This window comes from Lentzea aerocolonigenes (genome assembly GCF_000955955.1).
In the GTDB taxonomy this organism is placed as follows: domain Bacteria; phylum Actinomycetota; class Actinomycetes; order Mycobacteriales; family Pseudonocardiaceae; genus Lentzea; species Lentzea aerocolonigenes_A.
The window spans coordinates 23,319-35,220 of record NZ_JYJG01000271.1; the positions used below are offsets into that span (position 1 = coordinate 23,319).

At 66.8% G+C, this 11,902-nt stretch carries 15 protein-coding genes; 6 read left to right on the plus strand and 9 right to left on the minus strand.

What is annotated here, in order from left to right; genetic code table 11:
• Positions 1 to 26 precede the first annotated feature (26 nt).
• From UK23_RS31325 to UK23_RS31335, 3 genes are all read right to left on the minus strand, one after another.
• Positions 27 to 791: a GntR family transcriptional regulator gene (locus tag UK23_RS31325; protein WP_045315297.1), complete on the minus strand. Its 765-nt coding sequence runs from the start codon at positions 789 to 791 to the stop codon at positions 27 to 29.
• Positions 792 to 857: 66 nt separating this feature from the next.
• Complete coding sequence (locus UK23_RS31330; protein WP_156213509.1) at positions 858 to 1,214, minus strand: hypothetical protein; 357 nt, start codon at positions 1,212 to 1,214, stop codon at positions 858 to 860.
• 78 nt (positions 1,215 to 1,292) lie between these two features.
• Complete coding sequence (locus tag UK23_RS31335) at positions 1,293 to 1,805, minus strand: tetratricopeptide repeat protein (RefSeq protein WP_045315299.1); 513 nt, start codon at positions 1,803 to 1,805, stop codon at positions 1,293 to 1,295.
• Here UK23_RS31335 and UK23_RS31340 point away from each other — a divergent pair.
• A complete protein-coding gene (locus UK23_RS31340; protein WP_045315300.1) occupies positions 1,805 to 2,017 on the plus strand; it encodes a hypothetical protein in 213 nt (70 codons plus the stop codon). The two genes, UK23_RS31335 and UK23_RS31340, sit on opposite strands and share 1 nt — an antisense overlap.
• Here the strand turns inward: UK23_RS31340 and UK23_RS31345 are convergent.
• From UK23_RS31345 to UK23_RS31355, 3 genes are all read right to left on the minus strand, one after another.
• Positions 2,014 to 2,730: a hypothetical protein gene (locus UK23_RS31345; RefSeq protein ID WP_045315301.1), complete on the minus strand. Its 717-nt coding sequence runs from the start codon at positions 2,728 to 2,730 to the stop codon at positions 2,014 to 2,016. The two genes, UK23_RS31340 and UK23_RS31345, sit on opposite strands and share 4 nt — an antisense overlap.
• Positions 2,731 to 2,802: 72 nt before the next feature.
• Positions 2,803 to 3,282 carry an SRPBCC domain-containing protein gene (locus UK23_RS31350; protein ID WP_045315302.1) on the minus strand — a complete coding sequence of 160 codons (480 nt, stop codon included), beginning with the start codon at positions 3,280 to 3,282 and terminating at the stop codon, positions 2,803 to 2,805.
• Positions 3,279 to 3,605 carry an ArsR/SmtB family transcription factor gene (locus UK23_RS31355; protein ID WP_156213511.1) on the minus strand — a complete coding sequence of 109 codons (327 nt, stop codon included), beginning with the start codon at positions 3,603 to 3,605 and terminating at the stop codon, positions 3,279 to 3,281. The genes UK23_RS31350 and UK23_RS31355 overlap by 4 nt, the downstream gene beginning before the upstream one ends.
• Positions 3,606 to 3,940: 335 nt before the next feature.
• On the opposite strand from UK23_RS31355, the gene UK23_RS31360 reads away from it, so the two are divergent.
• The 3 genes from UK23_RS31360 to UK23_RS31370 all read left to right on the plus strand — a co-directional run bounded on the left by UK23_RS31360 (position 3,941) and on the right by UK23_RS31370 (position 6,221).
• Entirely contained in the window at positions 3,941 to 4,852 is a 912-nt protein-coding gene (locus UK23_RS31360) for a trypsin-like serine peptidase (RefSeq protein WP_196777959.1), read from the plus strand.
• A gap of 83 nt (positions 4,853 to 4,935) precedes the next feature.
• Positions 4,936 to 5,700, plus strand: a complete 765-nt coding sequence (locus UK23_RS31365) for an META domain-containing protein (RefSeq protein WP_052685225.1) — start codon at positions 4,936 to 4,938, stop codon at positions 5,698 to 5,700.
• Between the two features lie 104 nt (positions 5,701 to 5,804).
• The gene (locus UK23_RS31370) at positions 5,805 to 6,221 is read left to right on the plus strand and encodes a DoxX family protein (protein ID WP_045315304.1); all 417 of its coding nucleotides are present in this window, start codon (positions 5,805 to 5,807) and stop codon (positions 6,219 to 6,221) included.
• Here UK23_RS31370 and UK23_RS31375 read toward each other — a convergent pair.
• The 3 genes from UK23_RS31375 to UK23_RS31385 all read right to left on the minus strand — a co-directional run bounded on the left by UK23_RS31375 (position 6,202) and on the right by UK23_RS31385 (position 9,697).
• Positions 6,202 to 6,885 carry a TIGR03089 family protein gene (locus UK23_RS31375; RefSeq protein ID WP_045315305.1) on the minus strand — a complete coding sequence of 228 codons (684 nt, stop codon included), beginning with the start codon at positions 6,883 to 6,885 and terminating at the stop codon, positions 6,202 to 6,204. The genes UK23_RS31370 and UK23_RS31375 overlap by 20 nt on opposite strands.
• 9 nt (positions 6,886 to 6,894) lie before the next feature.
• Positions 6,895 to 8,079 carry an LCP family protein gene (locus tag UK23_RS31380; RefSeq protein WP_231114761.1) on the minus strand — a complete coding sequence of 395 codons (1,185 nt, stop codon included), beginning with the start codon at positions 8,077 to 8,079 and terminating at the stop codon, positions 6,895 to 6,897.
• 67 nt (positions 8,080 to 8,146) lie between these two features.
• Positions 8,147 to 9,697 carry an LCP family protein gene (locus tag UK23_RS31385; RefSeq protein ID WP_231114762.1) on the minus strand — a complete coding sequence of 517 codons (1,551 nt, stop codon included), beginning with the start codon at positions 9,695 to 9,697 and terminating at the stop codon, positions 8,147 to 8,149.
• Positions 9,698 to 9,825: 128 nt separating this feature from the next.
• Here UK23_RS31385 and rfbB point away from each other — a divergent pair, with 128 nt between their 5' ends.
• The gene (rfbB, locus tag UK23_RS31390; RefSeq protein WP_045315307.1) at positions 9,826 to 10,812 is read left to right on the plus strand and encodes a dTDP-glucose 4,6-dehydratase; all 987 of its coding nucleotides are present in this window, start codon (positions 9,826 to 9,828) and stop codon (positions 10,810 to 10,812) included.
• Positions 10,812 to 11,666, plus strand: coding sequence for a dTDP-4-dehydrorhamnose reductase (gene rfbD, locus UK23_RS31395; RefSeq protein WP_156213512.1), 855 nt, complete (start codon positions 10,812 to 10,814; stop codon positions 11,664 to 11,666). The genes rfbB and rfbD overlap by 1 nt, the downstream gene beginning before the upstream one ends.
• The last annotated feature ends 236 nt before the right edge of the window (positions 11,667 to 11,902 follow it).

Sequence of the window (11,902 nt, forward strand, 5' to 3'; positions counted from 1 at the left end):
AGCGCAGTTCTGTACAGAAAGGCAAGTCAGTCTTCGGTTGTGAACTTGTACTCGAGCACGTAAGCCGCCGAGTCGAGAACCATCTCGTTGACCTCGACTGGCTGGTCATCGGCTGTGAAAGCCGTCCGCACGATGAGGATCACCGGCGTGCCCTGGGCGAGGCCCAGCAATTCACGTTCGGTGTCTCGCGGCATGCGGGCGCGGAGCTCCTCGCGGAAGCGAGTGGGCCCGTGGCCCAGCTCCTTGAGCCTGGCGTACGCGCCACCGTCGCCCGTGTTGATCTCAGCGATCGCGGAACCCGCGACGAGCGCTTCCGGGTAGTACGACGTCGCGAGCTGCACCGGCTTGTCGTCGACTACGTACCTGCGACGCCGCACCACCACGCGGGCGCCGTCGTCGAGCCTGAGGACCTCGGCGACCGCGGCCGGCGGAAGCTCGACTTCGACCGTCACGCCCTCGGTTCGCGGCCGCGTGCCGACGTCGGTGTTCCAGATCGGCTTGCCTGATCCCCAGGAAGTGTTGGCCTGCAACCGGTCGGGAGACACGCGCCTGATCGGCTTGAACTCGCGGACGAACGTTCCGGATCCGCGCTTGGCGGCGATCAGACCCTCGTTCTTCAGCACGTCCAACGCTCGGCGGGCGGTTGGCTGCTCCACTCCGTACTGGCTCATGAGGTCGTTCTCGCCGGGAATGCGGCTGCCGGGCGGCAATGAGCCGGCGTCGATCTGCCGGCGGAGGTCGTTCGCGATGTCCCGATAGCCAACGCGCCCTGGCTGGGCGTTGTCGGTCATGAGCCATCTCCTCGGCGGGTCGCAGTTCTGTACAGCGACCAAGCTACCCCGCGTGAGTGGGAGGCTTCAGGCAGCCACGCAGGTGCCGAACGCCTCGCCGATCGCACCCTTGGCGCCCAGCACGCACGGCGACTGCGGGGTGAGCGACTTGTCCGAGAGCTGCTGGGCGAACGCGATCGCGACGTTCATCATCCGGGTCGGGCTGCCGCTGTCCACGGCCTCCTTCACCGCCTTGGCGCGGGTTTCCTCGGTTGTGCAGCTCAGGTCGGTGCCGAACTTGTCGACGCGCGGTAGCCACAGCGCCTTCGAGCCGGGCGGGCACGGGGCCACTAGCCAGTGTGTGCCGTCCGAGGCTTGGGCGAGTGGGGCGGAGAAGACGACAAAGCCCACCATCAGAGCCAGAGCTGCCAGGAAACGTCCCATGAGGCCGAACGTAACCGCAGCACAGAGCCCCTACTGGGGGAACCGTGGTCACAAAAGGTGACTACGCTCCGTCCAGCTTCACGCGCACGTCTGCCGCGTCCTGATGCGGCACGCCTTCCAGGATTTCCAACGCTCGGCGCCAGGACGAGCGCGCCAAAACACGATCACCAAGCGCCGAGAGGCGTCGCCGAGGCCGTCGTGCAGCACCGCGATCGAATGGCGGTCGCCACCCTCCTCACGCAACGGCAGAGCTCGCTCGTACAAGGAGACGGCCTCGGCGAACGAGCCCAGGCGGTAGTGGGCGTAGCCGAGGCTGTCCAGCACGATGGCGATGCCCTGGGTGTCGCCGAGCCGCTCCATCACCTCCAACGCCGAAGAGCAGAACGGCACGGCCTCGGATGCGCGGTCCATGACGGCCAGCTTCTCGCCGAGGGCGTTCAGGGCGCGGGCTTCCGCGTATTCGTTGCCACACAAGCGGTACAACGAGAGAGCACGCTCGTGCTGAAGAAGCGCGTCGGTGTCCTTGCCGCGCCGTGACAGCAGCCACGCCAGGTTCATCCGCGCGTGCCCCTCGGAGATCTCGTCACCCAATGACGAGGCACTCCAGCCTCCAGAGCCGCGGTGTACGGCACGTCCAGAAGGCGCTCAAGGCGTACGTGGAATGCATGCGCGGCAACGGGTTCCGCGTGAGCAGCCCGGAGGGCATCTACGAGCTGGGCGAGCAGGCGGAGAAGGCGCACGACGAGTGCGTCAAGCCGTACGACACCGTCTACGACAAGGCGTATCTCAAGTACGGCCGCTAGGCGAGGTAGAGCGCGGAGGGGAGGACGACCAGCGTGTCGTCCTCCCAGCGTGCCGTGCGGCCGAAGCAGATCGCGGTGATGGACTCGCCATCGGCGAAAGCGGCGGACGCCGAGGCTGTCACCCACGGCCGAGGCACGGAGAACCTGACTCCGGGAGCCGTCACGGTGATGTCGGTTTCCCGCAAGGTGATCCGGAACGAGGCCTTGATCTTCACGTAGCCCTGCACGGCCGGATCCAGGTGCGCCAGGGTCAAGTCCACCTGCGTGAGCTCGGAGTTCGCGGCGAGGTGCTGGAGCACGACGTCGAGCGCGCGAGCGGCGTTCGTCTCCGCCTCGAACGTCTCCCGCACGGTCTCTCCACGCGAACGCTTGCCACCCGCCTCGACCAGCGAACCGCTCAGTCCCAGCGATCCCTCGCGGTGCGTGCCGCGCTCGACCTCGCGTATCCGAGCCTCAGCCGCGGCCTGCGGGGTCTGGCTGTACATCGTCATGATCGAGCTCTCGTCGAGCATCAGGAACGTGCGGATGCGTCCCTGTTCGAGGTCGGCCGGCGGTTGGTGGGTCGTGGCGGTGACGATCGCCAGCTTCGCGGCCTCGACCGCGGTGGCACTCCTGGTTTCCGCACGCCGAGCGGTCCGGCGCGACGACCACACGGCGGCGGCGACGACCGCGAGCATGATCAGGACGACGAGCAGCAGGACTGGCGTGGCCATGGACAACCCTCCGCGTGACCGGTCACGCGGAGCATCGCCCACCCGCCGGCACTTATTACTCCGCCGAACGGGTCACAGCGACGCCAGCACCTCGCCCAGCCGCTCGTAGCTGCGCCCCGCCCCGTCCGACATCCCGGTCGCCAGCACCGCGTCCCGGGCCTCCTGCGACACCAGCCGCATGGTGGTGGTCATCGTCGTCCGCCCATCGACCTCGACGAACTCCACGGTCGTCACGGCAGGCGGGTTGTCCTCGAAGTGCTCGGTGTTCACCAGCCGCGAGAACGGCGTGACCTCTGTGTACTCGCCGTACATCTCGAAGGCCTGCGAACCGTCCGGCAAAGCCCACCCGTAGCGCCACTTGCCGCCCACGCGCAGATCGACCTCGCAGATCGGCATCTCCCAGCCGTCGGGGCCGAGCAGCCAGCGTCGCAGCAACGAAGGCTCGGTGAACGCCTTCCACACCAACGAAGCGGGCGCGTCGAACGTGCGGGACATCGCGATCTCGTTGTTGGACGGCAGGGTCACGGTGGTGCCGAACTTGACGGTGGTCATTGCTCGTTCTCCTTCATCTCGGTCAAGAGTGCGTCCAGGCGCGTGTAGCTCGCATCCCAGAAGCGGCGGTAGTTCTCAGCCCACGCGGAGACCTCCCGGAGAGGCGTCGCGTCGAGCTGGCAGGGGCGCCACTGGGCCTCCCTGCCACGCGTGATCAGGCCTGCCTTCTCCAGCACGCGCAGGTGCTTGGAGATCGCCGGGCCGCTCATGTCGAACGGCTCGGAGAGCTCCTTCACCGTCGCGGGCCCCTCGGTGAGCCGCGCGAGGATCGCCCGGCGGGTCGGGTCCGCCAGTGCGGCGAAGGTGGCGCTCAGCTGGTCCATCTCATACCTGACCACTTGGTTATCTAACCGTGAGGTTAAGTACAGTCACGAGCGACCCGCCTGTCAAGCCCCAACTTCAAGATCAACTCACTGGATAGCGCTTTCCGATCCTGCACATTCAACGTCGAAATGACCCGGACGGACCTTTTTCTGGCAGGCATGGAATGGGAGTTGTGCTGAACAGAGCAACTTCAAATGCACCGCTGGACACCAGGTCAGAGGCATCGCTACGTTCGCGTTGCCGCAAGTTAACCTCGTTTAGTGGGGTATTTCGAATGAGAGCGAAAAGAACTGTTTCGTTAGCGTTTGGATTCGTTCTGGCTGCTTCTGTCTTCGTGCCGACCGCGCAGGCGGCACCGAACGGCAGCTCAGCCAGCCTGGCCAGAACCTCCGACAACAAGATCCAGACGGCTGCCGCAGCCGAGGCTTACTGGACTCCGGAGCGCATGGCCGGCGCGATCCCGGCCGAAGGTCCTGCCACGGTCAAGGCGAAGTCCGCACCCCAGCCCTCGGGGCGTGCGGGCAGCATCGAGGGCGTTGCGCCCTCGGTGAAGGTCAAGACCGAGCAGGCCCAAGGCATCGGGACGATGCTCAACGAGTCGCAGACGGTCGGCAAGGTGTTCTTCACCAACCCGGCCAACGGCCTGAACTACGTGTGCTCGGCCGCGACTGTCAGCAGTGCCAAGAGAAAACTGGTCCAGACGGCGGGGCACTGCGTGCACGGCGGTGCCGGTGGCCAGTGGATGTCCAACTGGGTCTTCGTTCCCCGCTACCGCAACGGCGCGCGGCCGTTCGGCACGTGGAGCGCGTACCAGCTCACCTCTCGCACGGCCTGGATCAACTCCAGCAACAGCGACGAGGACATGGGCATCGTGATCATGCAGACCCTCGGCGGCAACTCGATCGCGAACGTCGTGGGTGGCAACGGTTTGCGCTGGAACTGGGGCTACTCGGTGGCGGTGACGATCCTCGGCTACCCCGCGGGTCCTCCGTTCACCGGTGAGCTGCAGTACTTCTGCCAGGGCACGACCTGGAACGGCCACGCCCAGCAGGTCCGCGCCTGGTGCAACATGACCGGCGGATCGAGTGGTGGTCCGTGGTTGCAGGAGTACAACGACGCCAACGGGCTCGGCTACATCAACAGCGTGGTCAGCCACCGGCACAACGACCCGAGCCAGATGGACGGGCCGTACTTCGACAACGACATCAAGAGCCTCTACGACTTCGCGGAGTCCCTGTCCCCGTGACGTCGAATCCTGTTGGCCGGACACGGCGATCCCGTGTCCGGCCTTCGGGCAACCCAGGAGACCTCGTGTTCCGTCCTCTTCGCATGAGCTACCGAGTTCTCGTCGCCGCGATCGCCGTCGCCCTGCTCGCCACCGGGTGCGGTAACAGGTCCGCCGGGCAAGGGAGGAGTGACGTGCAGGGAAAAGTGTTCACGTCCACGTCCGTCACCGAACAGGGCAAGCCGCGTGCCATGGTCGAGGGCACCAGGGTGGAGCTGAGATTCACCGACGACGGACGCCTGCTCGCCAATGCCGGCTGCAACCAGATGCAGGGCCCGGTCACGCTGGACGGCGGCAAGCTCCAGGTCAGCGACCTCGGCATGACCGCCATGGGCTGCCCGAACCCCGATCTGCACACCCAGGACCAGTGGCTGTCGAAGCTCCTCAGCGCGGGCCCGGCGTGGAAGCTCGACGGCGGCACGCTCGTGATCACCGGTTCTGGTGCGGAGATCGTGCTCACCGCGGAAGCGCCGGCGAAGCTCGAAGGCGGCACCTGGAAGCTCGAAAGCCTCATCCAGGCCGATGCCGTGTCGTCGGTCCCCGGCCGCGTCCCGGCCACGCTGAAGTTCGAGAACGGCAAGGTGAGCGTGTTCACCGGGTGCAACGACGGCTCGGCTTCGTACAAAGTGGACGGTCAGACGATCACGTTCGAGTCGTTGGTGCACACCGACAAGGCGTGCGGCGCGGATGAGACGTCAGTCGAGAAGGCCGTGCTGGCGGCGTTGAGCGGCCAGGTCACCTACAAGATCGACCGCAGCTCGCTGACGCTGACGAACGCGAAGGGTGAGGGAGTGCAACTTAAGAGTTAGCTGTTGGGTTCCTGTCGTTTTCATGAGGTCGTTCAAAACTGTACTAGTTTTGGTTCGAAGTTGAACGACCAACAGCAGAACGACAGGATCGGGGAACAGACACCATGGTGAAGGACGTCGCCGCACTCATCGGGCGGATCGGCATCGGCATCGTGTTCGTCGCGCACGGCTGGCAGAAGTGGACCGAGTACGGTCTCGCCGGCACCGGCGCGTCGTTCGAGAAGATGGGTGTGCCGCTGCCCTCGGTCTCGGCCGCGTTCGCCGTGACCGTCGAGCTCGCCGGTGGCCTCGCACTGATCGCCGGGGTGGCGCTGCCGATCGCCGGAGTGCTGCTCGCCGTCGACATGCTCGGCGCGTTCTTCCTGGTGCACATCTCGAACGGTCTGCTGGGCGAGGGTGGCGGAGAACTCGTCGTGGTGCTCGGTGCCGGCGCGCTCGCGCTCGGCTTCAACGGCGGTGCCTACGCGCTGGACCGCGTGCTGTTCAAGAACAACAAGGTGCTCAACCCAGCTGCAGCGTGACGTGCTCGCTCTCCCGGCGCGCGGCCAGCAGGCCCGCGTCGGGATTGCTCACCTGCACCAGCGAACCGCCTGCCGCGAGCACGGCCAGGAAGCCTTCCAGGACACCGGAAGGCACCTTCCACTCCAAAGTGGACAAGACGCGCGGTTCGGAACCCAGCTTCGCGCCCAGTTCGCGCGCCTCGGCCACCACTTCATCCACAGTGGACTCACCGAGTGCCGGAGTCGAGCCGGGAACCGCGGACCACGGCGTGAAGTCGTCGCCGTGCACGCGCACGTCGTCCAGGTAGTCGACCGGGGCACCCGCGCCCAACCCCATGGGGTGCAACGAAGCCACGGCCACGACGTCCGCGGCAGCCGTGCCACCCGGCGGAACCACGGCCACGCGGGCATCGTCACCGGCGCCGACGACGCGGGCACCGCACCACCACGCGCCCAGCAGCAGACCGACGGTCTGCCAGTGTGCGGGCAGCAGCACCGCCACCGGATCGCCGGGCTCGATGTCGTGCTCGTCCCGCAGCCAGTTCGCCGTCTTGGCAGCCCAGTTCGCGATCGTCGCGCGGGACAGCTCCACCCGCGAACCCGTCGCGTCGTCGTAGTGCGTGATCAGCGGACGACCGGAGTCGGCCTTCAGCAACGGCGTGAAGAGGATCTCGGTCACGCTCACGCGGCACTCCTAGTCGACGCAGGGCACATCCTGCTGGGCGACGGCGGTGTGCGCGCCGTCCAGCGAGAGAAGCTTGTCAGGACCGAACTTCGAGGCCGACGTGGGGGTGGAGGAGGGCGCGGGCTTCGGCGTCTCGCCGATCAGCTGCGCCACCCACGCCTTCACCGCGTCGCGGTCCACCGTGACCACGCTCTGGCCGCGCTCGTTGCGCGCGTCGATGTTCGTGACCGGGATCGTGGCGAACTCCATGTTGCCCGACGCGAGGCCCTGCGCCTGCGCGGCCAGCGTCGCCAGGTCGAGCTTCTGGTCCACCACCACGGACTTCGAGATGGCGTCCAGCAGCCCGTTCAGCCGTCCGGGGTCGGTGAACGTGCCCGCGGACAGCAGCTGCTTCATCGCCTGCGACATGAACACCTGCTGCCGCGCGATGCGACCCAGGTCACCGCCGGGCATGTTCCGCTGCCGCACGAACGACAGCGCGTCACCACCCGAGATCACCTGCTCGCCCGCGCGGAAGTTCGCGCCCGAGTTCGGGTCCGACGTGCCGGCCTTCAGACACACCTTCACGCCGCCGATCACCTCGGTCAGCAGGTAGAAGCCGTAGAGGTTGATCTCGGCGTAGTGGTCGATCCGCATGCCGGTGAGGTCCTGCACGACCTGCACCAGCGCCTTGCGCCCGGCCTCGTCGGACTTGCGCTCGCGGTCCTGCTGATCCGAGACGCCCTCGGCCTGCAGCCGTTCGGCCGTGAGGTACTTCACCGCGCCGTACGCAGAGTTGATCTTGTCTTCGCGGAAACCGGGGATCGGCACGTACGTGTCGCGGGGGATCGAGATGGCACTGGCCTTGCCGCCGTTGCGCGGGATGCGCATCACGATGATCGTGTCCGTGTTCACCGTGTCCGTGCTCTCGGTGCGCAGCTTGCGCAGCACGTCCGCGGGAAGTGGCCGGCCCTGTGCGTCCGTTCGGCTGTCGCTGCCCACCAGGAGGATGTCGAGCGCGCCGTCCTCTGCCGGTGGCGAGTTCGGGATGTCGTCCAGCACTTCGAGGATCTGCGTGGTGTTCGTGTTCTGCTGCACCAGCCGCAGCGCGGTCCAGAAATAGCCGGAGAACGCCAACGTTGTCACGGCGACGAGCGCGACGACCGTCCGGCCCATGACCAGGGCGGTCTTCTTCGCGCGGGTGGCAGCGCTCAACGTCGGTCCTCCGTGTACTGGATTTTCCTGCTCAGCGTAACTATCGGAAGCTCGTTACGCCTGGATTTCAGTTCACGCAGACCAGTCCGCCCGCCGTGATCGGCGGCACGCTGCTCGACGGGACGCTCGACGAAGTGCCGGGCACACCCTGGGCGTCGACGTCCTCGCCGTCGTCCTCGGCCGGGGGCGAGTAGTCGGTGCCGAGGAACACCTGCACCTGTCCTTTTCGGACGGACGTGTCCGGCTCGACGCCGACGTTCGGCCCGAGCTCGGCCGCCACCTTGCGCGCGGAGCCCTCCTCACCGGCCGCGAACTTCACCACGGTGGTGTCGCCGGTCTGCGGTGCCGAGGCGAAGGTGCCGCGCTTGAACCCCTTGGCCACCAACGTGTTCAGCACGGTGCTCGCGAGACCCTGCACGCCTGCCGCGTTGTAGACCTGCACGGTGATCGACGAGTTCGGCGGCGCGGGCAGCGTCGTGGTCGGCGTCGGCGGCGACGAGCTGGCCGACTTGTCCGAGGCGAGGCCGGTGAGGAACTTCCGCACCTGGGACGGGTTCACCGGCAGCACGTTGCCGTCGCCGTAGGTGTCCATCGGGTCACCCACCGGGATGGTGCGGAACTCGATGTTGCCGCCCACCAGGCCCTGCATCTGCTCGGCGAACGTGGTGATGTCCCAGCCGGTGCTCAGGATCACCGACTTCTGGATGGCCTCGACCAGCCCGTTCAGCTTGTCCGAGTCCGTCAGCGTGCCGGTCGACAGCACCTTCTTCGCGAGCGCGCCGATGAACACCTGCTGGCGCACGATGCGGTCCAGGTCGCCGCCCGGCAGGTTGTGACGCTGCCGCACGAACGACAACGCCTGCGCGCCCTCGATCGTCTGCGGCCCGGCCTTGAAGTTCGCGCCGGAGTCGGTGTCCGAGGTGTCCTCCTTCACGCACACCTCGACGCCGCCGATGGCCTTCGTGACCTCGTAGAAGCTCGCCAGGTTGACCTCGGCGTACCGGTCGACGCGCACGGTCCCGCCGGTCATGTTCTCGATCGTCTTGATCAACGTCTTGCGCCCGGCCGCCATCGACTCGGTGCGGATCTTCTGCTCGTCCGTCTCGCCCTTGGCGCGCAGCTGCTGGTCGACGGTGTTGCGCTGGCGGGCGAACGCGGAGTTGAGCTTGTGCTTGCCGAACCCGTCCGCGATCTCGACGTACGAGTCGCGCGGGAACGAGATCGCGACCGCGCGCGTGCCGTCGACCGGGATGTGCACGAGGATCATCGTGTCGGTGTTCTGCTCGCCGTCGGCGATTCCGCCGTTGAGCAGCGCCAGCGCTTCCTCCGACAGCGGCTTGCCCTGCGCGTCGGTGCGGCTGTCCATGCCGACCAGCAGGATGTCGACCGCGCCGTCGAGCGGCTTGGGGCCCTGCTTCGCGAGTTCCTCGGAGATGACCTCGGTCTTGACGATGCCGTCGTTGGCGTTCTTGATCCTCGCCCAGCCGTACGACGTGACGATCAGCACAGCCGCCGAGGCGAGCGCGACGAAAATTCGCCCGGTCACCAGGAACGCGCGGAAAGCCGTCGTCGGCCGGGTGGTCCCCTCCACCCTGACCGGCAGACTTCTGCCTTCCACAGTCGTTTCCTCCCCCACTACGCCGAGTTTAGTCGTTTATAAGACACACGACGTGACGTCGCTGTGGGTTGCAGCGATTGAGTACGTGACAGACTGCGAGCGGTGGAACACCACGGGAGGAATTGAGCATGCGCGTACTGGTGACAGGTGGGGCCGGGTTCATCGGCTCGCACTACGTGCGGGAGTTGGTGAGCGGCTCGTACCCGGCCTTCGCGGGTGCCGAAGTGGTGGTGCTCGACAAGCTCACCTACGCGGGCAGCGAGACCAACCTGGCTCCGGTCGCCGGCAAGTTCGAGTTCGTGCGCGGCGACATCTGCGACCCCGCCGTGGTCGCTGACCAGATGCGCGGCGTCGACGTGGTCGTCCACTTCGCGGCAGAGTCGCACGTCGACCGCTCCATCACCGGATCCGCGGACTTCGTGCTGACCAACGTCCTGGGCACGCAGACACTGCTGCAGGGCGCGCTGAACGCGGGCGTGGGCCGGTTCGTGCACGTGTCGACCGACGAGGTCTACGGCTCCATCGAGAGCGGGTCGTGGTCGGAGGAGCACATCCTCGAACCGAACTCGCCGTACTCGGCTTCCAAGGCTTCTTCCGACCTGCTCGCCCGCGCGTTCCACCGCACGCACGGACTACCGGTGAGCATCACCCGGTGTTCGAACAATTACGGGCCGTACCAGTTCCCCGAAAAGGTGATTCCTCTCTTCGTCACCAATTTGATCGACGGCAGGAAGGTGCCTCTCTACGGTGACGGCCTGAACGTGCGCGACTGGCTGCACGTCGCGGATCACTGCCGCGGCATCCAGCTCGTCGCGGAGGCCGGTCGGCCGGGAGAGATCTACAACATCGGTGGCGGCACCGAGCTCACGAACCGCGAGCTGACCGAGAAGCTGCTGGCCGCTACCGGGCGCGACTGGTCGTCCGTCGAGCCGGTGCAGGACCGCTTGGGCCACGACCGCCGCTACTCCGTGGACATCTCCAAGATCGCCTCGGAGCTGGGTTACGCGCCGCAGGTCGACTTCGCCGTCGGGCTCGCCGACACGGTCGAGTGGTACCGCGAGAACCGCGCGTGGTGGGAGCCGCTCAAGGAGCGCGCCGCGCTGGCGAAGGGCTGATCGCGTTGATCCTCGTTCCCGGTGGTCGTGGTCAGCTCGGCCGCGACCTCGCTCTGCTGTCTCCCGACGTCCGCGCGGTGTCCTCCGCCGAACTCGACGTGACTTCCGTTGCGGCTGCTGATCTCTCCGGTGCTTCCGCGGTGATCAACTGTGCCGCGTACACCGCCGTCGACGCGGCCGAGACCGACGAGGACCGTGCGTTCGCGGTCAACGCAGTCGGGCCCGGTCTGCTCGCTTCCGCGTGCGCGTCCCTCGGCATTCCGATGATCCACGTGTCGACGGACTACGTGTTCGCCGGTGATGGGACGCGGCCGTACGAGCCGTCCGACCCGGTCGGTCCGAAGTCCGCTTACGGGCGAACGAAGCTCGAGGGCGAACGGCGTGTGCTCGACGCGGGCGGCTGGGTCGTGCGCACCTCGTGGGTCTACGGCGTGCACGGATCGAACTTCGTGAAGACCATGGCGGCGCTGGAATCCTCACGTCCTTCACTGTCCGTTGTGGACGACCAGCGCGGCGCGCCGACGTGGTCGCACGACCTGGCCGCCGGACTTCTCGAGCTCGCCTCGGTTCTTCCGGAACAACGCCTGCTGCACGCGACGGGCGGTGGCGAGACGACGTGGTTCCGTTTCGCACAGGCGATTTTCGAGGAGCTGGGTGCCGACCCGGCCCGCGTGCAGCCCTGCACCACCGCTGACTTCCCCCGACCGGCTCCGCGGCCCGCCTACTCGGTGCTGTCGGGTGCGGCATGGGCAGCAGCGGGACTGCGCCCTTTGCCGCACTGGCGAAGCGCCCTTTCAGAGGCATTCAAAGCGGGTGTGGTAGCTCCGCGTACTGGTGCTGCGCCATTGGAGTGACCGGTCTGGCACGGCCGTTTCAAGTACGAGAACCTGTTCGGCATGTTCGATTCCGGGCGCAACCCCCAGCGTCCCGCGACAGCGGATTCCGATCGGCAGCGCTTCCTGAAGTGCGTTGCTGTTGTCACGGGCTCACGGCAGGTGTCGATGAGCCAGCTCGACAAGCATTCGCCGAGGCCGCACTCTCGGTAGGAGCTTGATGAAGGGAACCTTCATCCACGTCAGGTGGATGAAGG

Coding starts and splice junctions, on each gene's coding strand:
- UK23_RS31330 (WP_156213509.1), bottom strand. CDS start 1,214: ATGGGACGTTTCCTGGCAGCTCTGGCTCTGATGGTGGGCTTTGTCGTC.
- UK23_RS31325 (WP_045315297.1), bottom strand. CDS start 791: ATGACCGACAACGCCCAGCCAGGGCGCGTTGGCTATCGGGACATCGCG.
- UK23_RS31345 (WP_045315301.1), bottom strand. CDS start 2,730: ATGGCCACGCCAGTCCTGCTGCTCGTCGTCCTGATCATGCTCGCGGTC.
- UK23_RS31355 (WP_156213511.1), bottom strand. CDS start 3,605: ATGGACCAGCTGAGCGCCACCTTCGCCGCACTGGCGGACCCGACCCGC.
- UK23_RS31365 (WP_052685225.1), top strand. CDS start 4,936: ATGAGCTACCGAGTTCTCGTCGCCGCGATCGCCGTCGCCCTGCTCGCC.
- UK23_RS31350 (WP_045315302.1), bottom strand. CDS start 3,282: ATGACCACCGTCAAGTTCGGCACCACCGTGACCCTGCCGTCCAACAAC.
- rfbB (WP_045315307.1), top strand. CDS start 9,826: ATGCGCGTACTGGTGACAGGTGGGGCCGGGTTCATCGGCTCGCACTAC.
- UK23_RS31370 (WP_045315304.1), top strand. CDS start 5,805: ATGGTGAAGGACGTCGCCGCACTCATCGGGCGGATCGGCATCGGCATC.
- UK23_RS31340 (WP_045315300.1), top strand. CDS start 1,805: ATGACGAGGCACTCCAGCCTCCAGAGCCGCGGTGTACGGCACGTCCAG.